This is a genomic window from Halosimplex amylolyticum (assembly GCF_051414035.1).
GTDB lineage: Archaea > Halobacteriota > Halobacteria > Halobacteriales > Haloarculaceae > Halosimplex > Halosimplex amylolyticum.
The window spans coordinates 1,754,880-1,779,875 of sequence record NZ_JBLKNW010000001.1; the positions used below are offsets into that span (position 1 = coordinate 1,754,880).

Below are 24,996 nucleotides of genomic sequence, written 5' to 3' on the forward strand. Positions count from 1 at the left end.
GCGCGGACGGACGCCCGCTCCGGGGCGGCGCTGAAGTGCGCTACATGTACATCCTGTCCTCGGGCTGTTGTTCGTCGCGGGCCTGTTCGATGCGGGAGGCCAGGTCCTCGTAGTACTGCTGGACGTCGGCCGCGAACGATTTCATCGGCTCGGTGTCGACACCGAGGTCGTATACGTCGTCGACGGTCTCGACGAGCCTGAGCGCCGCCTCCGCGTCGGGTGCCTGCGGATGGGCCGGCGTCGCGTAGACACACGCCCGGAGGGGCGAGTCGATGCCGCGGGCCAGTAGACTGGCCTTCACGCCGTCGGTGAAGCCGCTCGCCATCGGCGGCACCGGCTCCGCACTCAGGCGGGCCTCGCGGTAGTCGTCGGTCGCGACGAAGTACGTCCGGTGCTCCGTCTCCGTGTGGGCCATCTGCACACCCGAGAGGACGACTGTCTCGGCGATGTCAGCGGCCGCGGTCCAGTCGAGGAGTGCGTCGCTGAACGAACGTGCGGCCGATGTCGGGACGAACAGTTCGCTCACGAGGACGGCGAAGTTGACTTCGTCCGCGGAGAACAACCGGATCGGGTGACGGGGCGAGCCGTCGTCGAACGGCGTGATGGTCGGCAGGTCGGGGGTCGTCACGTGCCCGTGCGGTGTCAGTTCGAGCTGTTTAACCAGGTAGTCGACGGCGGTCAGCCCCGCCAGGCCGAACTCTGAGAAGCCGGCGAGCAACACGTCCGCGTCCGTCTCGCCGGTCTCCTGCACGTCGAAGCTGGGGTCGGCAGTCGCTGGCGTTTCCATACCCATCATAGGGCCACCGACCACAAGTGGTTTTTCGCGGCCCGCCGCTCGCCGACAGTCCGCCGCTCGCCGACAGTCCGCCGCGAAGTCTATCCGCGGGTCGGGGGCGACCCACCGCTGCAACCGGTCGGTCAACCGCTGTGGTCGGCGGTTCCGGTGATCCGGGGTATCGGCGGACGATCCGGGGACACAACCCTTTTGCCGGGTGCGATGGTGCTGTGGGCATGGTCGCTTGGCTGCGGGCGCTCGCCGCGCTGACGAGTCAGACAGCGACGCCCGGCGGCGACGGCGCGACCGGGACCGCGACGGCCGGGGGCACCCCTTCGGGGCCGGGGTGGGTCCCGCCGGGCGTCCGGACGTTCGTCAACGGGCTGCCGACGCCGGTGATCCAGCTCTTCCAGGTAGTCGTCATCATCGTTCTCGCCTACGCCGTCTCGCAGCTGCTCATCCAGTTGCTCGGACGGCGCATCGCTCGACGGTTCCGGCGGCCGAGCCTCACGCGGACCGCGCTCCGCGGGATCAGACTGGTCGTCTTCATCTTCGCGACGCTGACGATCATGGGCATCTACGACTACAGTCTCAGCGACCTGACGCTCTCCGTCGCCGTGTTCTCGGCGGTGGTGGGTGTCATCCTCGCGCCCATCGTCGGCAGCATCATCAGCGGCGTGTTCCTGCTGGCCGACCAGCCCTACGAGATCGGCGACATGATCGAACTCGCCGAACGGGACCAGCGTGGCTTCGTCGAGGACATCACGCTGCGGTACACGAAGATATTCACGCTCGACAACACCTTCCTGGTGATTCCGAACGGCGCGATGCGCGAGCGCGACGTGGTCAACTACTCCGCCGAGGACACCCGAACGCGACAGGCGCTGGACGTCCTGGTCACCTACGAGAGCGACGTGCCCAGAGCCAGGGAACTCCTCGAACAGGCGGCCCGGGAGGTCGACGGCGTGGTGAGCGGCGGCCCGCAGATCCGCGTGGGCGCGGCCCGGTATCCCGCGAAGCCGACGTGTTACATCGACAACTTCGCCGACCACGGGATCAACCTCCGGCTCCGCTACTGGATCGAGGAGCCGTACTGGCTGCTGCGCGTCCGCTCGAAGATCCAGACGGCCTTCGCCGAGGCCATCGCCGACGAGGACGTCGTGATCGCCTACCCGCACCAGCACCACGTCTTCGACGAGACCAGCGGCGAGATGCAGGTCGCCGTCGGCGACCGGAATCCGGACGGCGACGCCGCGAGAGCGGACCCACGGGTCCCCGACGGGGAGTCGGCGGTCGACGGTGGAACGGAACCAGACGAGGACGAACTGCCCTGAGAACGGGATCGGAGCGACGAGCGACCGCGGTCAGCGTTCGGCGGTGACGACGTCGCAGTCGAGTTCGTCCCGGAGGAACGTCTCCACGTCGGGGTCGTCGACGAGCCGCCGGATCATCCGTCGCCAGCGACCGGCCTGTTTCTTGCCGATCACCACGATGTCGGCGTCTTCGGCGACGATCTCGTCCAGTAGCGTCTCCTCGACGAGCAGCCCGCGGCGGACGACGTACCGCGTGTCCCGCTGCGGACCGAACGCCTCCTCGACGGCGTCTTTCAGATCGCGACGGGTGGTCTGGTGATTGTCCTGGTACTGGTTGACGTGGATCACCGTCAACTGGGCGTCTCTCTCGTCGGCTATCTCGATCGACCGGGCGAGCGTGGCCTCCGAGTGGTCGGAGAGCGGATAGCGGACTGGGACGACGACCTGCGTCATTCTCGGGGAGTTCTCGGTCGCCCCGCGTCAATTTTTCTATTGCACTCGCAACAGGACGGGGACGAACCCGGAGTCGACCTGCCGGGTGGACGGAACCCGTGCCCGAACACGGGGTAGCAGCGGACGGGTTTCCGGGCACGGGATATCAGTGGGACACCATCGAACACAGGACGCCGGCGACCCCGGTCGGATCACTCTCGTGCCGCGGCGTCGGGGATCCGGCCGTCGAGGGGCGCATCGATGCCGCATTCGCGGGCGTAGTCGACCACGACCTCGTACTGCAGGTCGTCGTGTTCGACCGCGTGGTCTTCCGTGAGCGTCGGGAACTCGAGGTCGGTGATCAGGATGTAGTTCGGGACGGCGACGGTGTACCGATCGGCCGGATCGACGGCGTCACCGTCGACGTAGGGCACGTATCCACCGTTTTCGGCGGCGACGCGCATCCCGCTGACGTGGCCGTACCAGTAGTCTTTGAGCCCGTCGACGTGGCGGCCGTCGGCCTCCCGGACGACCGAACGAAGTTCGGTGCCCGTGACCGACGCGACGGCGACCGGCTCCTCGAACGGGCTCACACTCACCAGGTCCGCGACGGTCACCGCTCCCGACAGGGGCGGCCCCTCGCGGATCCCGCCGCCGTTCTGGAGCCCGACGTCCGCGCCGGTCTTCCACCGGTAGGCGTCGGCCACGAAGTTCCCCAGTCTCCACTCGCCGCCGAGTCGGCGCTCCCGGTCGCGGGAGAGCGGAGTGTCGACGTGGGCGACCACCTCGTCGAGCCCCTCCGTCGCGATGCGGTCGCGCAGCGCGGACTCGACGTCGGGGGCCGGGTCCGCCTCCTGGGGTTCGTGGAGAATCACGTCGCCCGATTCGAGGTCGACCTCGTAGACGTACTGGCCGGTCGCGCCGGGTCTGGTCAGCGGCGTGCCGTCGACGACGCCGGCGTGCTGGTGGTGTGAGTGACCGGCCAGGACCGCGTCGACGCCGGTCTCGCTCGCGATCGATCGCGCGTCGTCGTCGGTCGTGTGGGCGAGTGCGATCACGTGGTCCGCGCCGCGCTCGCGCAGGCGCGGGGCCCACTCCTCGACGGTTTCGACGGGGTCGGCGAAGTCGAGGGCGTCGGTGCCGGGCGTCATGTCCGGTGTCGCGGGGTCGAGGACGCCGACGACGCCGACCGTCGCGCCGTCGACCGGGACGGTCGTGACGGGGTCGACGCCCGCCGCGGCGCCGAACCGCTCGCCGTCGAGGCGGACGTTCGCGAGGACCCACTGCTGGGGGGAGCCCTCGACGATCGATTCGAGCGCGTCGAAACCGTGGTCGAAGTCGTGGTTGCCGACCGTCTCGACGTGCGGGTCGACCGCGTCGAAGAAGTCGAGGGACTGGTGGCCGTCCGCCACGAGCGAGAGGACGCCCGGTCCGGTGTTGTCGCCGGAGCCGGCGAGGAGCGCGTCCGGGGCGCGCCTGTCGGCGAGGAGTCCAGCGACGCGCGCGATCCGGTCGGGCGTATCGTAGGCGTTCTCGAGGTCGGAGTAGTGGAGGACCCGAGGCGACATCTGTCTCGGAACAGTCCCCGCGCGGCCAAATCCGCTTCGGTACCACGACGGAAGGATTTAGGGTTCGCTTCCCGATACGCCACGCATGGAGACGAAGACCGGCCCCGACGAGGAGACGCTGTACGTCGACACCGCGGACGCCGAGCGCGGGTCCGACGGCCCCTTCTTCGTCGTCTACCGGACCGCCGACAGGGAGCGCCGGTGGGGATACTACTGCGGGAACTGCGAGTCGTTCCGGACGGCCATGGACTCGATGGGACGGATCAAGTGCACCGACTGCGGCAACTTCAAGAAGCCCGACGAGTGGGACGCCGCCCACGAGTAGGGCCGGACGACAGGCGGAGCAGTCGCTGTCGGACCCGGGACGTTCGGACCGCTGAGCGGGAGAACGCCCGGTAGGCGACGGATACCGCACGTTTCTGGGAACGTTCGTCGCAACGGAACGTGAAGCGTAGGAACACTTATTGGGTGGGCCGTGGTATATACGGACGAATGAGGGCTGTTACCAAGCACCTCGACGAGAAGGCCCGGTCGATTTTCGCAGACCTCGGATACACGGTGACCGACCGCGGGGGAGAGTATCTCGCCGAACGGAAGTGGCGGGCCGTCCACGTCACACCGACGGAGGAGTTCGACGAGACGCCGGATTCGGGCGAGTACCGGTGTTTCGTCGCGTGGGCAGACGACGTAGCGGAACTCAAAGGCCAGCTCGAAGCGGCGGATCCGGACTACGAGTGGGCGATAATGGGCGTCGACGAGGACGGCGACTACGAAGTCGCCAGTCACCGCGGGTCGGCCTGAGCGGCCGGCTATCGGTTATATTTCTGCCAGATCCGAGTGGGGGCAGCCGCCAGCGTTTCATTGGTGGAGTCGAATGGGAGGGAGTAGAGATGGCGCAAGGGAACCTCGGTGAACTACTGACGGACACCCGGATCAACGCCGGGATCGCGTGGGTCCTGGTCGGGGCGTTCGGGTTGGTCACCGTCGAGAGCGCGGTGACCGGTGACTACCTGTGGGCGGCGTTCGCCGTCGTGGTCGGCGCCGTCGTCGTCCTCCCCGCGGCGGCCATCCGCTCGCCGCGGGCGATGCCCCCCTGGGAGATGGTGCTCCTCGCGGGGCTCCCGGTGGTCGGTCGGGCGGTCGCGCGGTTTCAAGTCACGAGCACCGTCGCGACGTACCTCTCGATCGCCGCGCTGGCGCTGCTCGTCGCCGTCAACCTCCACCTGTTCACGCCCGTCGAGATGAGCGTCGGCTTCGCCGTGCTGTTCGTCGTCGTCACGACGCTCGCGGCGGCGGGTCTCTGGGCGCTCGGCCGCTGGGCGTCGGACCTGTACCTCGGGACCGAACTCCTGCTCGCGCCCGGGGTCGACGGCGTCGTCGACCGAGAGGCGATCGAACACGAACTCATGGTGGAGTTCGTGGCTTCGGGTATCGCCGGCCTCCTGGCGGGACTGGTGTTCGAGGGCTACATCCACCGCCGGATGACCCCCGGGACGCGATTCGAGGAGGAGGTCGCATGAGACTCCGCGATCGGCTCGGCATCGACGAGCGACGGCAGCGACAGCTCACCTGGGTGATGGAGCTGATCATGTTCGGCGTCCTCCTCTATGGCGTCTACGCCTGGGAGATCCCCGTCATCGTCAACGCGGGCGTCGCGCTCGCTATCGCCCAGATCGTCCCCGTTCTGGAGCGCGACTACGACGTCCCGCTGGACGCGGGGCTCACGCTGTGGATCACCTCCGCCGTCTTCCTCCACGCCTTTGGCACTATCGGGTTCCCCCCGGGCGAGACCAGTTTCTACAAGAGCATCTGGTGGTGGGACCACATGACGCACGCGCTGTCCTCGTCGGTCGTCGCCGGTGTCGGCTACGCGACCGTCCGCGCCCTCGACGAGCACTCCGAGGAGATCTACCTGCCGCCCAGGTTCATCTTCGTCTTCATCCTCATGTTCGTCCTCGCGTACGGCGTCTTCTGGGAGATTATCGAGTTCGCGCTCGCCGAGGGCGCCGCGCTGATGGGGACCGGGACCGTGCTGACCCAGTACGGCCTCACCGACTCGCTGATGGACCTCGTGTTCAACACGCTCGGCGCGGTCGTCGTCTCGATCTGGGGCACCGCCCACCTCAACGGCGTGAGCAACTACATCGAGGATCGGCTAGGGCGCCGCGCAGCCTGAGGGCACCGCCCGGGACCGGCGGTCGTGGACTGCGCTCGCGGGCGCTCGGCCCTGTCAGCCGGCGGACTCTTTTGTAGGCGGCCGCCGTAGGATCGAGGTGCGATGGTATTCAAGAAGATCACGCTGATCGGGACCAGTACAGAGAGCTTCGACAAGGCCGTCGACGACGCCGTCGAGCGCGCCGAGGAGACGCTCCAGAACGTCTACTGGGTGGAAGTCGAGGATATGGGCGTCGAGATCGCGAGCGTCGAGAACAGGGAGTACCAGGCGGAAGTCGAGGTGGCGTTCGAGCTGGAAGACTGACGGAGTTCGAGCGCGGCGATCAGGTCCGAAAGCTCTCGCCGCAGCCGCACTCGCTGACGACGTTGGGGTTCTCGACGTGGAACCCCTCGCCCTGGAGCCCGCCCTCGAAGTCCAGCACCGAGCCTTCCACGTAGTTGTTGCTCGCCGGGTCGACGATCACCCTGAGCCCGTGGTGCTCGTAGACCGTGTCGTCATCGTCGGGCTCGTACTCGAAGCGCATCCCGTAGGAGAGCCCCGCACAGCCGCCCTGCTGGACGAACAGGCGGAGGCCGGCCACGTCGGTGTCCATGTCCTCGTCTTCGAGGAGCGAGAGCGCCTCCTCGGCGGCCGCCTCCGTCACCTCGATCTCCTCGCCGCCCGGCTCGGGACCGTCGTCCGTCGTGGAACTCATACACGTGAATTCTTCGCCGAACGTGTTAACCCTGTTGGCAGGGAGAGTCGTCGCCCCGCACGTCCGATGATCACCGGCGTCGTACCCCCGACTCGCCGGCGACTCGCTGGTGTGCCGTCACCGCCCACCCGCGGTCGCTACAGCAGCTGGGGGACTTCAGAGTCGCTTGCGGACGATGTACTCGGTCGCCGTGGTGCCCATGAGGTCGGTCTCGCGTTCGTCGACCTGCTCGAAGCCCGTCGAGCGGTAGAAGGCGAGTCCACGGTCGTTCTCGGTGAGCACCTCGGCCTCGTAGGCGCCGACGTCGCGGTCGTACAGCGCCTGTTCGGCTTCGGCGAGGAGGTTCCGCGCGATGCCCTGCCGCCAGTGGTCGGGGTCGACGTAGAGGCGGTACACCTGGTGGACCCGGCGCGGCGGGTGCGGGCCGACGTGGATGTACCCGACGATCTCGTCGTCCACGACGGCGACGAAGAAGTCCTGGGCGTCGTGGTCGATGCCGGATTCGATGGCGTCGTCGACGTACCACTCGTCGAGCACTTCGTCGACCGTCTCTTCGCCGAGGATGTCGTCGTAGGCGGCGTGCCAGGATTCCCGTGCGACTCGCTGGATGCCGCCGACGTCGGCCATGTGCGCCGGTCGGTAGAGCACGTCTGCTGTCATGCCCGACCGAACGAGGGTATCGCAGAAAGACCTGACGGCCCGCGGTGGGCCCGGGAACCCGCGACGCCGCCTCGTCTCGCATTCCGCCGCTCCACCTCGGCTCGCATTCCGCCGCTCCACCTCGGCTCGCATTCCGCCGCTCCACCTCGGCTCGCATTCCGCCGCTCCACCTCGTCTCGTCACTCAGCGTCTTCGTCCTCGAAGCGCGCGTCGACGCTGTGGGCGTGTGCTTCCAGCCCCTCCGCGTCGGCGAGCGTCGTGACCGTCTCCCGAAGGTCTTCGAGCGCCTCCCGGGGCAGGCGCTGGACCGTCGTCGACCGGAGGAACGTGTCGACCGAGAGCCCGCCGGTGACCTTCGCCTTGCCGTTCGTCGGGAGGACGTGGTTGGTCCCCGTCGCGTAGTCGCCGGCCGCGACCGGGCTATAGGGACCGAGGAACGCGCTCCCGGCGCTCGGGATGCGGTCGAGCAGCGAGTCGGCGTCCTCGGCCTGGATCGAGAGGTGCTCGGGGGCGTACTCCTCGGCGAACAGCACCGCCTCGCTCATCGAGCGCGCGAGGAAGACGCCGCTGGCGTCGCCGGCGAGGGCGGCGCGGATCGTCTCCTCGCGGTCGCGGCCGCTGGCGTGGTCGTCGACGGCGGCCGCAACGGCCTCGGCGGTCTCCTCGTCGTCGGTGACGGCGACGACCGAACTCGTCTCGCCGTGTTCGGCCTGGGCGACGAGGTCGGCGGCGACGAGCGACGGGTCCGCGGTCTCGTCGGCGACGACGAGCACCTCGCTCGGGCCGGCGAGAAAGTCGATCTCCACGTCGCCGCGGACCGCGGCCTTGGCCGCGGTGACCCACTGGTTGCCCGGGCCGACGACCTTCTGGACGGCGTCGATCGTCTCGGTCCCGTAGGCGAGCGCGGCGATGGCCTGGGCCCCGCCGACCTGGTAGACGGCGCCGGCGCCGGCCACGTCGATGGCCGCCAGCGTGACGGGATCGAGTTCCTCCGCGGGCGGCGTGGCGACCGCGACGTGTTCGACGCCGGCGACGACGGCCGGAATGACGCCCATCAGGACGCTGGACGGGTACGCGGCCGTCCCGCCCGGCGCGTAGACGCCGACCGTCTCCAGCGGGCGAAACCGCCGGCCGAGTTCGCGGCCGCCGAAGTCCTCGGTCCAGTCCTCGGGTAGCTGGCGCTCGTGGAACGCCCGGACGTTCGCCGCGGCGTCCTCGATGGCTCGGCGGACGTCGTCGTCGATCGCCTCGTGAGCGCGTTCGACCTGGTCGGTCACGTCGATATTGCCGACCTCGACGCCGTCGATCTCCCGCGAGAGGTCCCGGAGGGCAACGTCGCCCTCCGTCCTGACGCGGTCGACGATGTCGCGGGCGTCGTCGCGGACCGCGTCCACGCCCGCGTCGCGATCGAACAGCGCGGCCCTGTCGTCGGGGCCCAGCGCGTCCACACTTCGCACGTTCATGCGTCTCCGTTGCCGCGACTGACCCATACGACTTGCTATCGAGACCGGTTCTCTGGAGACGAAGGCAGTCGACGAAAGGTCGGCCGACGAAGCGACGCCGTCAGCCCTGGTAGTACCACCAGACGGTGACGACGAGGATCATGAAGAGCCCGCCGAGGAAGAACGCGACCGCGGGATCGGCGAGGAAGCCGTCGCCGCCCTCCGAGACCTGCCGAGCAGCGTCGACCGTCTGCGCCGAGAGGTTCGGGTCCGTCGCGGGGCTCGCGGTCCCCGACTCCATGCCGGTCGGGTCCGGCGTGGGCGACGGGGGTTCGGTGGCCGTCGGCGTGTCCATCGCTTCCGGCGCCGGCGTCGGGGTCGGCGAGTCCGTGGGAGGGGCCGTCGCGGTCGGGGAGGGCGTGCCGGCGGGCGTGGGTGCCGGCGTCCCAGCGGGCGTCGGTGACGCCGTGCCGGCGGGTGTGGGCGAGGGCGTTCCGGCAGGTGTGGGTGACGCGGAGGGTGCAACCGTCGGCTCCTGTGTGGCCGTGAGCGTGGGCTCTGACGTCGGGGTCGCACCGGCGGCGTCGGTACCGGTCTCCACGCCACCGAAGATGCCGACGTCGTCTTCCGGGGTCGGCGTCTCCGTCAACTCCTCCGCACCGTCTCCGGCGTCCGCGCCGTCGCCGCCGTCACCGACGCCGCCGCCTCCCCCGTCTGCACCGTCACTCCCGCCGGCACCGCCGTCACCCCCGTCACCTCTCGACTGCGGTTCGCCGCTGTCCCCGCTCGATCCCATTCCGACGGAGATATCGTACGTGCCGAGTCGACCTCCCGTCTCGCCGAACAGCCGTCGCACCACGAGACTCGCGACCGCGAGCAGGCCGACGGCGCCGAGGAGACGCGTCAGCGCCGTCTTCAGTCGCGAGCGGTCGTGTTCGCGGCCCGCGAAGAGGACGAGCGCCTCGCTGGCCGGCGCGTAAATCGTCATCTCCGTGCCCTTCTCCGAGTACCCCTCACCCGCGGACTTGATCAGTTCGGCGTCTTCCAGTCGCTCGACGTGGTAGTGGACGTTCTGCAGCGAGGTCCCGACCTCGTCGCGGATCTCCGGTGGCGTCTTCGGCTCCTCGTACAGCGTTCCGAGGATCTGTCGCGCGGTGTCCGACGAGAGCGCGGCGAGTGCATCCTCGGTCGCCTCGTCGTCGAGGTCGAGGACGCGGGGTTCGTCAGGCGTCCGGGTAGGTTCCGACTTGAACGGCAGCAGACGACCCATTGTGCGTCCTGAGTGGGCCTAGCTTAATGGCTTTTCCCAAGAGACAAAAACTCATTTGAAGCTGCGAGTGACCGCACGGCAGCCCAGTCCGCGTTATCTATACACGCGAGAGAGTACGTGCAACGACGACAGAACTACCGCCAGGCCGACTTCGCCGAGGACGACGAACAGTAACGGGAGCGATCGCTGCCCCGGGGACAGCACGACAGCGTAGACGTACCAGCCGGTCCCGACCGCCAGCGCGAGAAAGAGCAGGTGCACGAGCATCCAGGCGCCCAACGTCCGCAGGACGCCGACGACGCGTTCGGAGAGCGGGTCTGACCGTGCCGTACCCGAGACCTCGTTGTCGGTCGCGTCCCAGAAACTGCTTCGAGCGTACGACCCGGCCGTCGCCGTCGACGCGCTCCGACCCGACCGCTCGTCCGTGGCCGACGCCCACCGAGTTCGACTGCGTCGCGCCGACGACCGAGACCTGCCTCCCGAAGCGGCGTCCGACTTCGACGAGTTCGCCGACGCCTCCTTCCTCGCCTCCGAGACCGACCCCGACGAGGCCGAACTCGCAGCGGCTGACCCCGGTGAAGCCGATCCCTCCGGAGCTGTCGTACTGCCTGACCCCGTCGCCGACCCGTTCACCGTCGCGTCTGTCGAATCGGTGCCCGACTCGTCCGCGGTTCGCCCGGTCGCGGCGTCCGAACTTGCCGTTCCCGCGGACCTCCCCGCACGAGAGTCCGCGCCCCGACTGGCATTGCCCCGGGACGTCGCCGAGGACGAGGAGCGCGTCGACCTGCGAGTCCCCCTTCGAGTCCGAGAACCGCGTGACGTGCCACTGGAACCCACCGATTCGTCGTCGGCGTCCGACCCGGACCGGGACGTCCTACGACCGCGTTCGGTCCGGGACTGTGACGCCCGCCGAGCGCGCCCGGACTCGGATCGCGACGTCGACTCGGACGGGGGCCGCGTCGACGACGTCGTGGCTGCCGTCGAGTCCGTCCCGGTCGATGGTTCGTCGACCGCCCAGAGCGACGCGTCGCCGTGGGCGTCGACGTACGAGTCGTGACCGAGTCTGTCGTATCGGCTTCGTTCTTTCGGATCGAGGAGTACTTCCTTCGCTGCGGTGAGTCGCTTGAACTGGTCGGCCGCGTCGGGCGCGGCGCTCACGTCCGGGTGGTGGTCTTTGACGCGCTCGCGGTAGGCCGCCCGGATCGCGTCGTCACCGGCGTCGGGACCCACCCCAAGGACGCCGTAGAACGTCGTGTTCATGCACCCCAGTCCCGTATCGACTGGTTCTTCCGGCCTATCCTACAAGTACTTTCCTACCGGTTTAAAAGGAAATATTCGCGGTCCCGAGCGCGAAACGTACTCACTCGCCGTCGCTCGAATCGGTCGTCGACCTATCCGGTCCTCCGTCGGCCCCCGTCCGCGACCGCGCGGGTCGCCGACGACTCGGTCCGGCCGGTCGCTCCCAGTTCCGGGTGACAGTTCCGGCAGACCCAGACGACCGTCCGGTGGGTCATCGTCTCCGTCCGTTCGCGCCGCCTCCATACGTGGAACACGTCGTCGCCGCAGTGGTCACATTCTACCATCGTACGCTTACGTGTGTGGGTCGTTCACATATACCTTGCCCTGAACGAGGTATTACGTCCCCGTGAAAGCTGTAAGGTCCTTATATTTCGTCTGGGGCCTGACGACGCCGTCGGGGACTGGGACGAGGTCGCCAACGCAGTCGGGGTCGAGGGAACGGCTTTTCACCCAGACGGGCTAATCGGCGGGCATGTCAACGAGTGCACGGTCACCGCTGCGGACGGTCGTCGCGGTGGTGTCCGCCATCGGGCTCGGTGCCGGTGGGTTGCTCTTCGGATTCGTCCTGACCGCCGTCGCGTTCGGCGTGCTGGTCGTCGGCCTCAGCATCGACCTTCCCGACACCGCGCAGATCGTCCTCAGCCTCATCTTCGTCCAGGGGGTCGGCTGTGCCGGGGTCGCCTACGCCTATCTCAAACTCAGACCCGTCGTCGGACCGAAGATACGCGCGGTCCTCGGGTTCGAAGAGGTACCGGGCCCGTTCGACATCGACGTGGACGTCCCGGACCTCCGCCAGGTCGCCATCGTCGTCGGCGGATACGTCCTCGCGCTCCTCGCCGCGTTCGCCGGGTCGTTCGTCCTCACGGTACTCCAGGTCGACACCGGCACCAACCAGGCCGCACAGATGGGGATGGAGAACCCCAGCATCCTCCTGATCCTCATCCCCGCCTCGATCCTGATCATCGGTCCCGGCGAGGAACTGCTCTTCCGCGGCGTCGTGCAGGGCCGTATCCGCGAGGTGTTCGGCCCCGTGATCGGGGTCCTCATCCCGAGCGCCGTCTTCGCCGGCCTCCACTGGTTCGCCCTCACCGGCGGGTCCGCAACCGGAAACATCGTCGCGCTCGGGGTCCTCGTCGGCCCCGCTCTCGTCTTCGGCGCGGCCTACGAACTGACGGACAACATCGTCGTGCCGGCGCTCATCCACGGGATCTACAACGCGACGCTGTTCTCGCTGCTGTACGTCGTCATCGCCTTCAGCGACCAGCTGCCCGACCCGCAGAACACGACCGCCGCCGTCCTCGCGTTGATCTGACTCTCAGAGCAGCGATATCACGTCGAAGGTGACGGGGTAGACGCCGAGGACGAGCGCGCTTATCACGCCCATCAGCCCGCCCGCTCTGTCCGCTTCGTCGGCGATCCGCCCCGTGTACGTCGCGTACGCCGAATAGAACCCGATCGGAGTGAGCAGCAGCGTGGCGATGCGCCCGTACGGGCTGGCCAGGTTCCCGGCGAAGGCGATGACATAACCCAGGAACGCGAAGAAGGCTGTAGTCAGGACGAAAAACGCCGCCGCCTCGAAGTACGGTTCGGGCGTCGCTTCTCCGTCCTCCCGCGGCGGCGGTTCGTAGTGTCGGAATGTGACGACGGCGGCGCCGGCTGCACCGAGGAGAGAGACGAGCGCGATGGCGACTGTCTCGGCGGCCACTGCCATTGCTACGGGGTTTGTCAGGGGGTCCCTTAACGGTAGGTCACTTCGTGGGCCCCGCTCTGCCGTGGTGGAATCGGTCGAGACGAGACTCTCCGAGTGAGAGATATCGCCCGGAACACTAACGACCGACATCATCCCTGGCGGCGTGCCGGGTCAGCCGGGAAACCCTCGTGCCGGGCGGGTCGCCCGGTAGGGCGACCGATTGCCGAGACGGCGCGAGCCGTCGAGGCGGGAGGCGCCATCAGGCGCCTCCAGTTGCCGAAGCGGGCGAAGCCCGCTGAGGCGGGTGGCGCGGTAGCGCCACCGGATGCCGAGACGGCGTCAGCCGTTCGGCGGGTCGGCGCTTGCGGCGCCACTCGTGTGTCGCGTGCCCGGGTTCGCCGCACTGTCATCGCTCCCATCCGGGTACGCTCGGGCGGGGACTAAAGGCACGCACTCTCACTACCCGCCGCGGACGATTAAACACTCCGCACCGCCGGTCGTTCGCACACACCGCCAACGGCCATGACAAGCGATAAGTTTAGGCTCGCCTAACTCCGGCGCAATGGTCGAGCGGTGGGTCGGAAGCGAACGGTGGATCCCAGGGGACAGCGGTCGCCGCGGCGGAGCCGAAGGGGGGTCACCGTGAGCACGGCCGACTCTCCGGGAGGCGAGCGAGACCGGACGCCGAGCGATCGGGTCGACGTCTGCGTCGTCGGCGCGGGACCGGCGGGCGCGCTGGTGGCCAACCGCCTCGCCGGCCGCGGTCACGATGTCGTCGTCCTCGAAGCGGGACCGCGATTCGACTTCGAGAGCCGTCGCGAACGGATGGAACGGGCGATCAGGCCCGCCCACGGTCCGCACTCGGTCTGGGAGATGGGCGACGACCGCGACGGGTTCAGCGCGAGCGGCGAACGGTTCTACCCGCTGAACGCGATGCGGGTGAAGGGCGTCGGCGGGTCGACGCTCCACTGGCAGGGGATGGTGATGCGCCTCCACGAGTCGGACTTCGAGCGGCGCTCGCGCGACGGGGTCGGTGCCGACTGGCCGATCGACTACGCGGACCTGCGGCCCTACTACGCCGACGCGGAGTCCGTCATTGGTGTCGCTGGAGCGTCGGACAATCCATTCGCGCCACCGCGCGAGGAGCCCCATCCCATGCCCGCCTTCGCTCCGTCTTACAGCGACTCGCTGTTCGCCGAGGCCTGCGAGGAAGTCGGGATCGCCATGCACTCGGTCCCGAACGCGCGCAACTCGGAGGCCTACGACGGCCGCGGCGAGTGCGTCGGCTACGGCACCTGCGACCCCGTTTGTCCGTCGGGCGCGAAGTACAGCGCCGACCATACGGTCGCGGCCGCCGAAGACGCCGGGGCGCGCGTCGTCGACCGCGTGCCCGTCCAGCGCCTGGAAACCGACGGGAGCGGCGAGCGCGTCGCGGCCGCCGTCTACGCGACGCCCGACGGCACGGAACACCGCCAGGAAGCGCGGCAGTTCGTCCTCGCGGCGGGCGGGGTCGAGATCCCGCGTCTCCTGCTCCTCTCGAAGTCGGACGACCATCCCGACGGTCTCGCCAACGCCAGCGGGGTCGTCGGCCGGTACTTCATGGAGCACCTGTTTGCCGGCGTCGGCGGGACGCTCGACGAACCCACGCGGCAGAACCACGTCGGCTTCATCACGAGCGAGTCCCACCAGTTCTACGACAACGACTTCGACGGCGTCGGCCCGATGAAACTGGAGTTCCTCAACTACGCCGGCCCCTCGCCCGTGGAACGGGCGCTCACCTCCGACGAGTGGGGCGACGACCTGCTCGACACCCTGCGCGCGGAGTACGGGACGCACGTCGCGATGGGCGGGCTCGTCGGGCAGTCGCCCCGGAAATCGAACCGGATCGCGCTCGATCCGTCGACGACCGACGACCACGGAAACCCCGTCCCGGACGTCCAGTGGTCGCTCGACGACCGGACGCGGCGCACCCTCGCCAGGGCGAACGAGATCCAACAGCGCGTCATGGACGCGGTGGGCGCCGACGTCGAGTGGACCGTGGGGCCCGACAATACCGGCCCGGCCGCTCACCACATGGGGACGACGCGGATGGGAACGGATCCCGAGTCGAGCGTCGTGAATCCGCGACTACGGACCCACGACGTAGAGAACCTCTCGGTCGCGTCGTCGAGCGTCTTCGTCACCGGTGGCGCGATGAACCCGACGCTCACCATCGCGGCGCTGGCGCTGAAGGCGGCAGACCACGTGGACGAAGACCTCTGAGAAGGGGACTTCGCGTCAGGCGAAGCCGCCAGCGAGCAGGCCGGCGACGACGAGGAGCAGGCCGGCGACGACAGACGCGGCGAGGAAGAACGGTCGGGCCTCGCGGGCGGGCTGGCGAACCTTCTTGCGGTCGAAGCCGTCCGCGAGCTTGCTCGACCCGACCTCGACGAGGCCGGCGAGCGCGAGCCACAGCGCGACCATCGTCAACACGAGGTGACCCCCGGAACTCCCGGTCAGCGACTCCACGGTGTAGAGCTGCCCAGCCATGTGGCCGCCCGAGGCGAAGAGGACGAGCGCGCTCGCCCGAGAGATCCACCGCAATCGCTCGACGACGAACCGGAGCGGTCTCGCGTTCGCGGTGCCGTCGCGGGCCGTCGGCCACACGCCGAGCGTCACGAAGATCACGCTACCGGCCCACACCCCGCCGAACAGGAGGTGGAGCACGTACATCGCGAAGTCCAGTGCTGACATGTGCGACCGCGAGGACGCGACCACCTTGAACGTACCCACTTCGGGTCGGAACGGCCCGTGCGTGGCGGATGCCGGCGCGGTCGACTCCGTGGGCGGTCCTCGCGTCCTGTGAACGGTTCACGGCGTGTGAGCACGCTTAAGGCCCGCGGCGCGTTTGCCACGGGTATGGAACCACGGGACCTCTCCGCCCACGCCGTCTACCGCGCCGGGAGAGGGATAGAGGAGGTCGCCCGCGAGCTGGGGCTCGACCCGGACGACCTCGTCAAACTCTCCTCGAACGAGAACCCCTTCGGCGCCAGCCCGAAGGCGGTCGACGCCGTCCGCGAGCACGCCGACCGCGTCGCCAGCTACCCGAAGACCTCCCACACCGACCTCACGGCGAAGATCGCCGAGCGCCACGGGGTCGACGACGAGCAGATCTGGCTGACGCCGAGCGGCGACACCGCGCTCGACTACCTCGCTCGCGCGTTCATCGACCCTGGCCAGCGCGTCCTCGTCCCGAAACCCGGCTTCGCCTACTACCCGATGTCGGCCCGCTACCACCACGGCGAGGTCGACGAGTACCGTCTGGAGAAGGACGACGACTTCGCGCAGACGCCGGAGACGGTGCTCGACGCCTACGACGGCCACCGCATCGTCTACGTCACCAGCCCGCACAACCCGACGGGCTCGGAGATGGCCCTCGACGACGTGCGGACGGTCGCCGAGGAGACCGACGACCAGACGCTCGTCGTCTACGACGAGGCGTACATCCACTTCTCGGACTCGCCGTCGGCCGTCGATCTGGTCGAGGAACGCGACGACGTGGCGGTCGTCCGGACGTTCTCGAAGGCCTACGGCCTCGCCGGGATGCGACTCGGCTACGCCGTCACGCCGGAGACGTGGGCCGACGCGTACGCCCGCGTGAACACGCCCTTCAGCGTGACCGAACTGACCTGCCGGGCCGGCCTCGCCGCACTCGACGACGACGAACACGTCGAGAAGACGGTCGAGACCGCGAAGTGGGCCCGCGAGTACATGCACGAGAACCTGGACGCGGAGACCTGGGAGAGCGGGGGCAACTTCGTCCTCGTCGAGGTGGGCGACGCGAGCGCCGTCGCCGACGCCGCCCAGCGCCGGGGCGTCATCGTCCGGGACTGCTCCAGTTTCGGCCTGCCCGAGTGCATCCGGATCACCTGCGGGACGAGAGAACAGACGCGGCGCGCCGTCGAGACCGTCAACGAGGTCGTCGCGGAGGTCTCGGCCTGATGGCGATGGCGAGCGCCGCGGGTACGGCGCACGCGACGACCACGGGGGTCGCCTGATGCGCGTCGCCGTCACCGGCACGCCGGGAACGGGCAAGACGACGGCCGTCGAACTGCTCGCGGCCGACGCCGACGGCCCCGCTGTTGATCTCGACGTGATCCACCTCAACGACGTGATCCACGAGGAGGACTTCGTCGTCGAGCACGACGAGGAGCGCGACTCCGCCGTCGCCGATCTCGACGCCCTCGCCGACTACCTCGCCGACCGCGACGACGTGCTCTTCGAGTCCCACCTCGCCCACCACTTCGATGCGGACAGGGTCGTCGTCCTGCGCTGTCACCCCGAAGAGCTGGAACAGCGGCTCACCGACCGCGGCGAACCCGCGGCGAAGGCCGAGGAGAACGCCGAGTCGGAGGCGCTGGACGTGATCCTCGCGGAAGCGGTCGAGCGCCACGGCGAGGATTCGGTCTACGAGATCGACGCGACGGACCTCGACCCGGACGAGACCGCCGCGGCGATCGGAGAGGTCGTCGCCGGCGAGCGCGAGCCCCAGGCCGGTACAGTTTCGTTCGTCGACTATCTATGACTACCTCCACAGGATGACCCTCGATCGGTTTCGCCCCGCGGTGAAAGGCGTCCTCGCGCCGTCGGTGAGCCTCGCCAAGCGGGTCGGCCTGACGCCCAACGGCGTGAGCGTCATCGCGCTCGTCCTCGCGGTCGTCGGCGCGGCCGCGTTCGCGCTCGCCCCCCGCCGCGACCCGCTGCTGTACGTCGGCGGCGCCGTCGCCGTCGCGCTCAACGGCTGGCTCGACCTCGTCGACGGCGAACTCGCCCGCGAGACCGGCACCGGGAGCGCCGCGGGCGACCTCCTCGACCACGTCATCGACCGCTACGCCGACATCGTCATCATCGCCGGCCTCGCCGCCGGGCTGGAAGCCTACGCCATCGGACTCGCCGCCGTGACCGGCGTGCTGATGACGTCCTACCTCGGTACGCAGGCGCAGGCGGTCGGCCTCGACCGCGTGTACGGCGGCCTCGTCGGCCGCGCCGACCGCCTGGCCCTGGTCGTCGGCGTCGGCGTCGTCGCCGGGTTCGTCACGCAGTCGTTCTCCGGGCTGACCGTCGTCGGCTGGCTGCTCGTCTTCTTCGCCGTCGTCGGTCACTTCACCGCGCTCCAGCGATTCTACTACGCGATGAAGGCGCTCTGAGTGGGGCGTGACCGTTCGGGGCCCCTTGCTCCACTCGCTCCACTCGCACCGAAGTATCGCCCTGTTCGGAACCGGTTCCGAAATGATAGCCCTGCTCGAAACAGGGACCGAACGCGACGCTCGGGAGGCAAAGTGGACCGGATTTTCACGGTGCCTTCCGTATACAGCACGCGTATCCAGCACCGAAAACGAGGCGACGGATACTGTACCGAGGTGGGACGGATAAGGGGAAGACTGATCGCCGTCCCGGGAGCCGGCGTGTCCGAGATAGCGCTGTCTCTCGGCCTCGGCCGCCGCCACTCACCGGGCGACGATTACGGGGACGGGTGACTGGCGGAACACTTTCTGGGCGACGTTCCCGACGACCAGTCGATCGGCCAGCGAGCCACCGTGGCTCCCGACGACGACCGCGTCGAAGTCGTCAGCTCTGTTCAGAATCGCCCGCGCCGGATGCCCCAGTTGAACCTCGGTGGCGATCTCGGCGTCGTACTCGGAGGCGAGTTCCCGGGCGGCGTCGAATACCTCCGCCGCGCGCTCCTCGGCGGCCGCTTCGGGGTCGTCCTCCAGAGCGATCGCCGTGGCTGCTGCCCCCCATGGCGACGGTTCGCCCGCGACGTGCAAGACGGTAATCTCCGCGTCAGGGTGGTTTTCGAGGGCGTACTCGAGCGCGCGCTGGGCCATCTCCGAGCCGTCCATCGGAACGAGAATTCGCGAGATCATGTGGAAACTACACGAAGGACGTGCATAAAATGACGGTTCGCTCCTGCCGGGATATGCGTCGGCTTCCCGCCCGCTGTCGAACGCGTCCGCTGTATTCAGCACACCGTTCTCGGCAGCGTCCCAGATCGGTACGCAGTCGTCGTGATGACCCGGTTCCCTGCACTGAACACCGTCGAAACGACAGGCCCAAACCGCCGGAGAGCGTGGGGTTCCATACGGGGTACGTGCCGTCGCGAAACAACCAGGCACGGTTCCGAACCCGACTATGTCAAACGCAAATCTCGATCCATCGAGACACAGCAGGATCGACACGCAGATCGGACTCGTCCTCGAAGACCAGCGGACCGCCGAGTTGCGGCAGGTCATCTACACCGACGAGCAGGTCGTCCTCCTCCGCGACGAAGCGGGGAACACGACGCTCGTCCGCCGCGACACGTTCGATTCCGAACTCGGCACGCGCTACCGGCCGCGTCCCGGTGCGGAGATGCCGAGCGACGCCGGCCAGTACGACCGGCTCCGCGAGCGACTCGCCGCTTACGAGCGCGAAGACGGCCGGAAAGCCAGGCACAAGGCCGACGCGCTCCGCGACGCGCTGGACATCCTCTCCAGCGCGGAGAGCGACGACGGCGACGAGGCCGACGACGACGAGAGCGACGCCGACCGCGAGACCGAGGTTCCGTTCGAAGAGGTCGCCGGCATCGGTCCGACGACCGCCGGGAAACTGCGGACGGCGGGCTACGTCACCGAGCGTGACGTGCGCGCCGCGAGCGACGACGAGTTGCTCGCAGTCGCCGGCGTGGGCGCGGAGAACCTGGCGAACCTCCGGGAGTTCGTGGACTGACCGGGCCGCCGAGCGCGGACTGCGGCCCCGGTTTTTACTTCATCCGCACAAGTGGCCGGTAGCGGCGGCTGTCACCACTCGATCACCACGTCGTCGCCGACGTCGAGACCGAAGGCGTCGTCGCCGCGACCCTGGTTCACCGCGAACTCGACGTTGCCGTGGCTGCCCACGGTGACGAGCCGCTCGCCGACGTCGAGCGCCGCGTAGGCGTCCCGAACCGGGACGGACTCGCCGCCGACGCGGACACTCTCGCGGTCGGCCACGGTGTCTCCAGGGACGTTCGTGATGACGTTCCCGAACCCGTCGACGACGAGTACCTCGCCGCGGGCAGACGACTCGCCGACTTCGGGCGTGGGGAACCGCAGGTCGACCCACTCGTCGGTCCGGGTGCAGCGGTCGATATCTCCGACCGAGCCGGCGTCGTGGATGTCGGCGGCAGCCGGGGCGAACACGTCCCGCCCGTGGAACGTGTTGCTCGCGGTCTCGTCGTCGGCGTAGTCGACGTCCCAGACCGTGAAGTCCTCGGCAGGGCCGCTCTCACTGGCGAGTTCCCGGGCGACCGGGATCGCGACGCCGTTGTCAGGCGCGACGATCTGGTGGTCGCCGGCCTCGACGACGATCGCGGCCCGGTCGGTCCCCACGCCGGGGTCGACGACGACGCAGTGGGTGGCGGGCGGGAAGTACGGGAGTACCTCGCGAAGCCAGAAGGCCGCCGCGCGCACGTCCTGGCGGGGGAAGTCGTGGGCGATGTCCTCGATCCGCGCGTCGGTGCGCGAGCAGATCACGCCGCGCATCGCCGCGGGGTACGGGCTGGGGAAGTCCGAAGCGAGCGTTATCATACGGTGGTACAGGAGTATTCGTCGGTTAATTCACTCGGTATTGGACGAAGAAATCGGGCTCGGCGGCGGCCGGTCGGGGACGAGCACGCACTGGGCAGGTCGGGGACGAGCACGCACTGGGCGTCACAACACCCGCGCGTCGGCGGGATCGAAGCCGAGCGTCAGGAACTCGTCGTCGTGGGGGTCTGGCGTCCGAAAGACCACGGTCCGGTCGCCCCAGTCGGCGTAGTAGCGCGTGGTCTCGCCGAGGAACTCTGCGGTGTCGACGGTGACCTCGAAGCGGTTGTCGTCGGCGTCGACGACCAGGTCCTCCGGGCGGACGCAGAAAGTGAGGTCGTCGGTCGCGAGGTCGCCGTCTTCGACCGAGAACTCGGTTCCGTTCACGGCGACGGTGGTCGCCGTGCCGTTCCGCTCGACGACCTCGCCGCGGAAGAGGTTGTTCTCCCCGACGAACGAGGCGACGAACTCCGTCGCGGGCCGCTCGTACACCTCCCGCGGCGTGCCGACCTGCTCGACGCGGCCGTCGGCCATCACGGCGAGTCTGTCGGAGATAGCGAGCGCCTCCTCCTGGTCGTGGGTGACGTACACGGTCGTCACGTCGAGTTCGGCCTGGATCCGCTTGACCTGGCGGCGAAGCGTCTCCCGGAGGCGAGCGTCGAGCGCCGACATGGGCTCGTCGAGCAGGAGGATCTCCGGTGCGGGCGCGAGCGCCCTGGCGAGGGCGACGCGCTGTTGCTGTCCGCCGGAGAGCTGGTCCGGCTCGCGGTCGCCCATTCCCGAGAGGTCCACGAGGTCGAGGAGTTCGGTCACGCGCTCGTCGACGGACGTGCCGTCCGGCGGGTCGGCGAACTTGAGGCCGTAGGCGACGTTCTCGCGGACGCTCATGTGCGGGAAGAGGGCGTAGTTCTGGAAGACGATGCCCACGTCCCGGTCCTCGGTGGGGACGCCGGACACGTCCACGCCTCCGAAGCTGACGGTGCCGCTCGTCGGGGTTTCGAGGCCAGCGATCGTACGGAGGGTCGTCGTCTTGCCGCACCCGGAGGGGCCGACGAGCGTGAAGAACTCGCCCTCGGCGATGTCCAGCGAGACGCCGTCGAGCGCGACGGTGCCGGCGAACTCCTTCCGGACGTCGTCGAGTTCGAGCCTACCCACCGAAACCACTCCCCTCGCCGAGGCGGTCGATGATCACGAAGCTGACGCCCGTCACGACGAGCAGGACCACGCCCATCGCCGTCGCGGGCCCGAGACGCCGGCCGATGAACCGCTCGATCGCCACTGGCATGGTGTAACCGGTTCCGCCGGTGGCCAGTATAACCGTCGAATCGAACTCGCCGACGCTGATGGCGAACGCGAAGGCCATCCCCGCGAGGATGGCCGGCACGACCAGCGGCAGTTCGATGTCGAGCATGACGCGGGCCCGCGAGGCGCCGAGCGAGCGCGCCGACTCGACGATGGAGTCGTCGATCCCGGCGAGCGCGGGCGCGACGTTCCGGGTGACGAAGGGGTAGGCGCCGACGGCGTGGGCGGCGACGATGGCGATCGGGCCGGCGATGGTGAAGCGGTAGCCGAACGCCTCGGTGCCGAAGACGAACCCGCGGAGGAGCCCGAGGCCGACGACGACGCCGCTGACGGCGAACGGGGCCATCGCGAGCGTGTCGATCAGCTTCCGGCCGCGGAAGTTCCGCGTGCTGACGACCGCCAGGAACACGCCCATCGGCACGGCGACAAGGAGCGTGCCGCCGCCGAACACCAGCGAGTTCGTGACGGCGGTCAGCGGCTTGACCTGGAACTCGTAGGCGGTGGCCTGCCGTTCGATCAGGAAGCGGTAGTTGCGCAGCGTGAACCCCTCGGGACCGGTGACGCTCGCGACGACGAGGCTGACGATAGGGACGACGAAGACGACGACGGCGACGAGGGCGTACCCCCACGCGAACAGCCGGCTCTTCGTGATCGAGCCGAACAGATCCATCCGCTCGGGCGGACGGGCCGCGCTCGCGGCGCGCTGGCGGGCCTCGTAGCGGAGGTAGGCGTAGGTGAGAGCGAGTGAGAGGAACATCTCCAGGACCGCCAGCGTCGAGGCCGTCCCGTAGTCGAGCTGGCTGATCCGGTGGTACACCCACACCTCCACCGTCGCGAGGCTGAGCCCGCCGAGCGCGAGGACGATGGCGAACGACATGAACGAGAAGATGAAGGTGAGCAGCGCGCCCGTCAGGATGGCCGGGAGCAGTTGCGGGACGATCACGTCGCGGAACGCGCGGAGCGGCGAGGCGCCCAGCGAGCGAGCGGTCTCGGTCATCTCCGCGTCGACGCCCTCCCAGGCGGCGGCCGTGATCCGGGCGATCAGCGGCGCGTCGTAGAACGCGTGGGCGAGGACGATGATCGCCAGCGTGCCGCGCAGGTTCAGGACGGGGAGTCCGACGCTCCTCAGTGCGACGTTGAGCACGCCGTTCTTCCCGAAGGTGGCGACGAACCCGATAGCGACCAGAATGGTCGGCATCACGAACGGGAGCGCGGTCAGCGAGCGGATCGTCCGACGGCCCGGAAACTCGAACCGCGCGAGGACGTACGCGCCGGGGAGCCCGAGCAAGACGCTGGCGATCGTCGAGAGGATCGCCTGGTACGCGGTGAAGCCGAACAGGCCGAGCCGGTAGTCCGGGAACGAGCGCACGAGGACCGCGGGGTCGGAGAAGACCCGCGTGAACACGCCGAAGTAGAACTCGTCGGCGAGGACGTCGGTGAACGTCGCCAGCGAGTAGATCCCGTCGACCCGGACGGCCTCGACGAGGACGATCCCGACCGGGTAGAAGAAGACGAGTCCGAGGAGCACCAGCGTCACCACTGCGAGGACGGGGACGCCGACGCGCTCAGCGACTCGGCCGGCGCTCATCGGCTCAGTTGCTGGCGATCTGCTCGGACCAGTCGTTCAGCCACGGCTCGACGTTGCCCATCAGCTCGTCGTATCCGAAGCTGACGATGGTCTCCGGTTCGTGGACGAGGTCGTCGAAGTCCTGCGGGAGGTCCGCGTTGTCGACCGCCGGGAGCGCGACGTTGCGCTGGGCGATCTCGGCCTGGACGTCCGGCTGGAGTACGAAGTCGACGAACTCCGTCGCCAGGCCCATCCTGTCGGTGCCGGAAAAGGGTGCGACGCCTTCGAGGTAGGCGTAGCCCTCGCCGTTCGGGAAGCCGACCTGGTGGCGCGCCATGTCCTGGTCGTAGCGGTCGGCGTACACCTGGTCCGTCGAGAAGGAGACGACTATCGGCGCCTCGTCGTTCGAGTAGGCGTCGTAGGCGGTCCCCCAGTCTTTGAGGATCTGCGTGCCGTTGTCCATCAGGTCGCTCCAGTAGTCGAGGTAGCCGTCCTCGCCGAAGTGGTCGACCGTCCAGAAGAGGAACTCCAGGCCGGTCTCGCTGTTCTGCGGGTTCGGGACGAGCAGCCCGTTCTCGTACGGGTCGCTGGCGAGGTCGTCGAACGTCTCTGGCGCGCCGACGCCCCGCTCGTCCAGCGCGTGCTGGTTGTAGACGAGGCTGATGTAGGAGGCGCCGACCGGGATGGCGCGCTCCTGGGGGTCGAAGCGGTAGTCGTCGACGACGTGACCCACGTTCGAGAGCGCGGACGTGTCGACGCTGGTGAACAGCGACTCGCCGTCGCCGGTCTCGCGGTCGGCCTTGACGAGGTTCTCCGGCGTCAGGCCGAGGAAGAGGTCGGTGTCGATGGTGACGTTCTGCTGGCGCCGCTGGAGGAAGTAGTCCATGTTGCTCTCCGGCGGGAACCACTTCAGCTCGGCGTCGTGTTCGGCCTCGAACTGCTCTTTGAGCCACGGCCCCGGGCTCGAACTCGGCGCGTCGACGAACGAGGGGTACGTCCCCACGCGGAGGACCGGCGTCCCCCCGGACGCGGAGCCGGCCACAGTGCCGCCGTCCGTCCCGGTCGAATCGGTCGATCCGTCGGTCGCGTCGCCGTCGCCGGTCGGTTCGGCGCTACACCCCGCGAGGAGGCCGGCCACTCCGGCACCCGCCGCCTTGACGAAACGTCGTCGGTCCATAACCGAGGAATATAGGTGGCGAATGAAATACCCCGCGATCCGGATCGC

General features: G+C 68.8%; 28 protein-coding genes and 1 pseudogene. 13 read left to right on the forward strand and 16 right to left on the reverse strand.

The features are described from left to right. Positions 1-40: 40 nt before the first annotated feature. On the reverse strand, positions 41-787 hold the full coding sequence (locus tag ACMGFE_RS08300; protein ID WP_436924651.1) for a proteasome assembly chaperone family protein: 747 nt from the start codon (positions 785-787) through the stop codon (positions 41-43). 224 nt (positions 788-1,011) lie between these two features. On the opposite strand from ACMGFE_RS08300, the gene ACMGFE_RS08305 reads away from it, so the two are divergent. Then, positions 1,012-2,109: a mechanosensitive ion channel family protein gene (locus ACMGFE_RS08305; protein ID WP_436924652.1), complete on the forward strand. Its 1,098-nt coding sequence runs from the start codon at positions 1,012-1,014 to the stop codon at positions 2,107-2,109. A gap of 30 nt (positions 2,110-2,139) precedes the next feature. Here the strand turns inward: ACMGFE_RS08305 and ACMGFE_RS08310 are convergent, their stop codons facing one another. Both ACMGFE_RS08310 and ACMGFE_RS08315 read right to left on the reverse strand, forming a co-directional pair. Further along, positions 2,140-2,541 (reverse strand): universal stress protein, encoded by a 402-nt coding sequence (locus ACMGFE_RS08310; protein ID WP_436924653.1) that lies wholly within the window; start codon positions 2,539-2,541, stop codon positions 2,140-2,142. Positions 2,542-2,732: 191 nt separating this feature from the next. After that, positions 2,733-4,088 carry a bifunctional metallophosphatase/5'-nucleotidase gene (locus ACMGFE_RS08315; protein ID WP_436924654.1) on the reverse strand — a complete coding sequence of 452 codons (1,356 nt, stop codon included), beginning with the start codon at positions 4,086-4,088 and terminating at the stop codon, positions 2,733-2,735. Between the two features lie 85 nt (positions 4,089-4,173). Between ACMGFE_RS08315 and ACMGFE_RS08320 the strand changes: the two genes are divergently transcribed. The 5 genes from ACMGFE_RS08320 to ACMGFE_RS08340 all read left to right on the forward strand — a co-directional run bounded on the left by ACMGFE_RS08320 (position 4,174) and on the right by ACMGFE_RS08340 (position 6,567). Further along, a complete protein-coding gene (locus ACMGFE_RS08320) occupies positions 4,174-4,413 on the forward strand; it encodes a DUF5816 domain-containing protein (RefSeq protein ID WP_436924655.1) in 240 nt (79 codons plus the stop codon). Positions 4,414-4,580: 167 nt separating this feature from the next. Next, a complete protein-coding gene (locus ACMGFE_RS08325; RefSeq protein ID WP_436924657.1) occupies positions 4,581-4,889 on the forward strand; it encodes a DUF7116 family protein in 309 nt (102 codons plus the stop codon). An 89-nt stretch (positions 4,890-4,978) separates the two neighbouring features. Beyond that, positions 4,979-5,608, forward strand: coding sequence for a hypothetical protein (locus ACMGFE_RS08330; RefSeq protein WP_436924658.1), 630 nt, complete (start codon positions 4,979-4,981; stop codon positions 5,606-5,608). Then, positions 5,605-6,264, forward strand: coding sequence for a DUF2238 domain-containing protein (locus ACMGFE_RS08335; protein WP_436924659.1), 660 nt, complete (start codon positions 5,605-5,607; stop codon positions 6,262-6,264). The genes ACMGFE_RS08330 and ACMGFE_RS08335 overlap by 4 nt, the downstream gene beginning before the upstream one ends. A 102-nt stretch (positions 6,265-6,366) precedes the next feature. Continuing rightward, complete coding sequence (locus ACMGFE_RS08340; protein ID WP_436924660.1) at positions 6,367-6,567, forward strand: dodecin; 201 nt, start codon at positions 6,367-6,369, stop codon at positions 6,565-6,567. A gap of 19 nt (positions 6,568-6,586) precedes the next feature. On the opposite strand, the gene ACMGFE_RS08345 is transcribed toward ACMGFE_RS08340, so the two are convergent. The 4 genes from ACMGFE_RS08345 to ACMGFE_RS08360 all read right to left on the reverse strand — a co-directional run bounded on the left by ACMGFE_RS08345 (position 6,587) and on the right by ACMGFE_RS08360 (position 10,330). Beyond that, a complete protein-coding gene (locus ACMGFE_RS08345) occupies positions 6,587-6,958 on the reverse strand; it encodes a HesB/IscA family protein (RefSeq protein ID WP_436924662.1) in 372 nt (123 codons plus the stop codon). 156 nt (positions 6,959-7,114) lie between these two features. Further along, positions 7,115-7,618 carry a GNAT family N-acetyltransferase gene (locus ACMGFE_RS08350; protein WP_436924663.1) on the reverse strand — a complete coding sequence of 168 codons (504 nt, stop codon included), beginning with the start codon at positions 7,616-7,618 and terminating at the stop codon, positions 7,115-7,117. 179 nt (positions 7,619-7,797) lie between these two features. Beyond that, positions 7,798-9,081 (reverse strand): histidinol dehydrogenase, encoded by a 1,284-nt coding sequence (gene hisD / locus ACMGFE_RS08355; RefSeq protein ID WP_436924664.1) that lies wholly within the window; start codon positions 9,079-9,081, stop codon positions 7,798-7,800. Positions 9,082-9,181: 100 nt separating this feature from the next. Then, the gene (locus ACMGFE_RS08360; protein WP_436924665.1) at positions 9,182-10,330 is read right to left on the reverse strand and encodes an ArsR/SmtB family transcription factor; all 1,149 of its coding nucleotides are present in this window, start codon (positions 10,328-10,330) and stop codon (positions 9,182-9,184) included. A gap of 343 nt (positions 10,331-10,673) precedes the next feature. On the opposite strand from ACMGFE_RS08360, the gene ACMGFE_RS08365 reads away from it, so the two are divergent. After that, a complete protein-coding gene (locus ACMGFE_RS08365) occupies positions 10,674-11,387 on the forward strand; it encodes a hypothetical protein (RefSeq protein WP_436925177.1) in 714 nt (237 codons plus the stop codon). 20 nt (positions 11,388-11,407) lie between these two features. On the opposite strand, the pseudogene ACMGFE_RS08370 reads toward ACMGFE_RS08365, so the two are convergent. Further along, a pseudogene (locus tag ACMGFE_RS08370) lies at positions 11,408-11,590 on the reverse strand (DnaJ domain-containing protein); the annotation flags it as partial. Between the two features lie 131 nt (positions 11,591-11,721). Next, a complete protein-coding gene (locus ACMGFE_RS08375) occupies positions 11,722-11,913 on the reverse strand; it encodes a hypothetical protein (RefSeq protein WP_436924666.1) in 192 nt (63 codons plus the stop codon). 188 nt (positions 11,914-12,101) lie between these two features. Here ACMGFE_RS08375 and ACMGFE_RS08380 point away from each other — a divergent pair, with 188 nt between their 5' ends. Further along, positions 12,102-12,941 carry a CPBP family intramembrane glutamic endopeptidase gene (locus ACMGFE_RS08380; RefSeq protein WP_436924667.1) on the forward strand — a complete coding sequence of 280 codons (840 nt, stop codon included), beginning with the start codon at positions 12,102-12,104 and terminating at the stop codon, positions 12,939-12,941. Between the two features lie 3 nt (positions 12,942-12,944). On the opposite strand, the gene ACMGFE_RS08385 is transcribed toward ACMGFE_RS08380, so the two are convergent. Then, positions 12,945-13,340: a hypothetical protein gene (locus ACMGFE_RS08385; RefSeq protein WP_436924668.1), complete on the reverse strand. Its 396-nt coding sequence runs from the start codon at positions 13,338-13,340 to the stop codon at positions 12,945-12,947. A gap of 621 nt (positions 13,341-13,961) precedes the next feature. Between ACMGFE_RS08385 and ACMGFE_RS08390 the strand changes: the two genes are divergently transcribed. Beyond that, positions 13,962-15,581: a GMC family oxidoreductase gene (locus tag ACMGFE_RS08390; RefSeq protein ID WP_436924670.1), complete on the forward strand. Its 1,620-nt coding sequence runs from the start codon at positions 13,962-13,964 to the stop codon at positions 15,579-15,581. A gap of 15 nt (positions 15,582-15,596) precedes the next feature. On the opposite strand, the gene ACMGFE_RS08395 is transcribed toward ACMGFE_RS08390, so the two are convergent. After that, complete coding sequence (locus ACMGFE_RS08395) at positions 15,597-16,052, reverse strand: CopD family protein (RefSeq protein ID WP_436924671.1); 456 nt, start codon at positions 16,050-16,052, stop codon at positions 15,597-15,599. 165 nt (positions 16,053-16,217) lie between these two features. Between ACMGFE_RS08395 and hisC the strand changes: the two genes are divergently transcribed. From hisC to ACMGFE_RS08410, 3 genes are read left to right on the forward strand one after another with little or no spacing between them, the layout of a single operon-like run. Continuing rightward, positions 16,218-17,300: a histidinol-phosphate transaminase gene (hisC, locus tag ACMGFE_RS08400; protein ID WP_436924672.1), complete on the forward strand. Its 1,083-nt coding sequence runs from the start codon at positions 16,218-16,220 to the stop codon at positions 17,298-17,300. Between the two features lie 55 nt (positions 17,301-17,355). Then, positions 17,356-17,883 (forward strand): adenylate kinase family protein, encoded by a 528-nt coding sequence (locus tag ACMGFE_RS08405; RefSeq protein WP_436924673.1) that lies wholly within the window; start codon positions 17,356-17,358, stop codon positions 17,881-17,883. Positions 17,884-17,896: 13 nt separating this feature from the next. Continuing rightward, positions 17,897-18,505 carry a CDP-alcohol phosphatidyltransferase family protein gene (locus ACMGFE_RS08410; protein ID WP_436924674.1) on the forward strand — a complete coding sequence of 203 codons (609 nt, stop codon included), beginning with the start codon at positions 17,897-17,899 and terminating at the stop codon, positions 18,503-18,505. A 300-nt stretch (positions 18,506-18,805) separates the two neighbouring features. Here the strand turns inward: ACMGFE_RS08410 and ACMGFE_RS08415 are convergent, their stop codons facing one another. Then, on the reverse strand, positions 18,806-19,225 hold the full coding sequence (locus tag ACMGFE_RS08415) for a universal stress protein (protein WP_436924675.1): 420 nt from the start codon (positions 19,223-19,225) through the stop codon (positions 18,806-18,808). 265 nt (positions 19,226-19,490) lie between these two features. Between ACMGFE_RS08415 and ACMGFE_RS08420 the strand changes: the two genes are divergently transcribed. Beyond that, positions 19,491-20,066 carry a helix-hairpin-helix domain-containing protein gene (locus tag ACMGFE_RS08420; RefSeq protein WP_436924676.1) on the forward strand — a complete coding sequence of 192 codons (576 nt, stop codon included), beginning with the start codon at positions 19,491-19,493 and terminating at the stop codon, positions 20,064-20,066. 71 nt (positions 20,067-20,137) lie between these two features. Here ACMGFE_RS08420 and ACMGFE_RS08425 read toward each other — a convergent pair whose 3' ends face one another. The 4 genes from ACMGFE_RS08425 to ACMGFE_RS08440 form a co-directional block, all read right to left on the reverse strand. Further along, positions 20,138-20,905, reverse strand: a complete 768-nt coding sequence (locus ACMGFE_RS08425; protein ID WP_436924678.1) for an SAM hydrolase/SAM-dependent halogenase family protein — start codon at positions 20,903-20,905, stop codon at positions 20,138-20,140. A gap of 123 nt (positions 20,906-21,028) precedes the next feature. Next, positions 21,029-22,057: an ABC transporter ATP-binding protein gene (locus tag ACMGFE_RS08430; RefSeq protein ID WP_436924680.1), complete on the reverse strand. Its 1,029-nt coding sequence runs from the start codon at positions 22,055-22,057 to the stop codon at positions 21,029-21,031. Then, positions 22,050-23,792, reverse strand: a complete 1,743-nt coding sequence (locus tag ACMGFE_RS08435; protein WP_436924681.1) for an ABC transporter permease — start codon at positions 23,790-23,792, stop codon at positions 22,050-22,052. The genes ACMGFE_RS08430 and ACMGFE_RS08435 overlap by 8 nt, the downstream gene beginning before the upstream one ends. A gap of 4 nt (positions 23,793-23,796) precedes the next feature. Continuing rightward, on the reverse strand, positions 23,797-24,948 hold the full coding sequence (locus ACMGFE_RS08440; protein ID WP_436924683.1) for a thiamine ABC transporter substrate-binding protein: 1,152 nt from the start codon (positions 24,946-24,948) through the stop codon (positions 23,797-23,799). Positions 24,949-24,996: the final 48 nt, after the last annotated feature.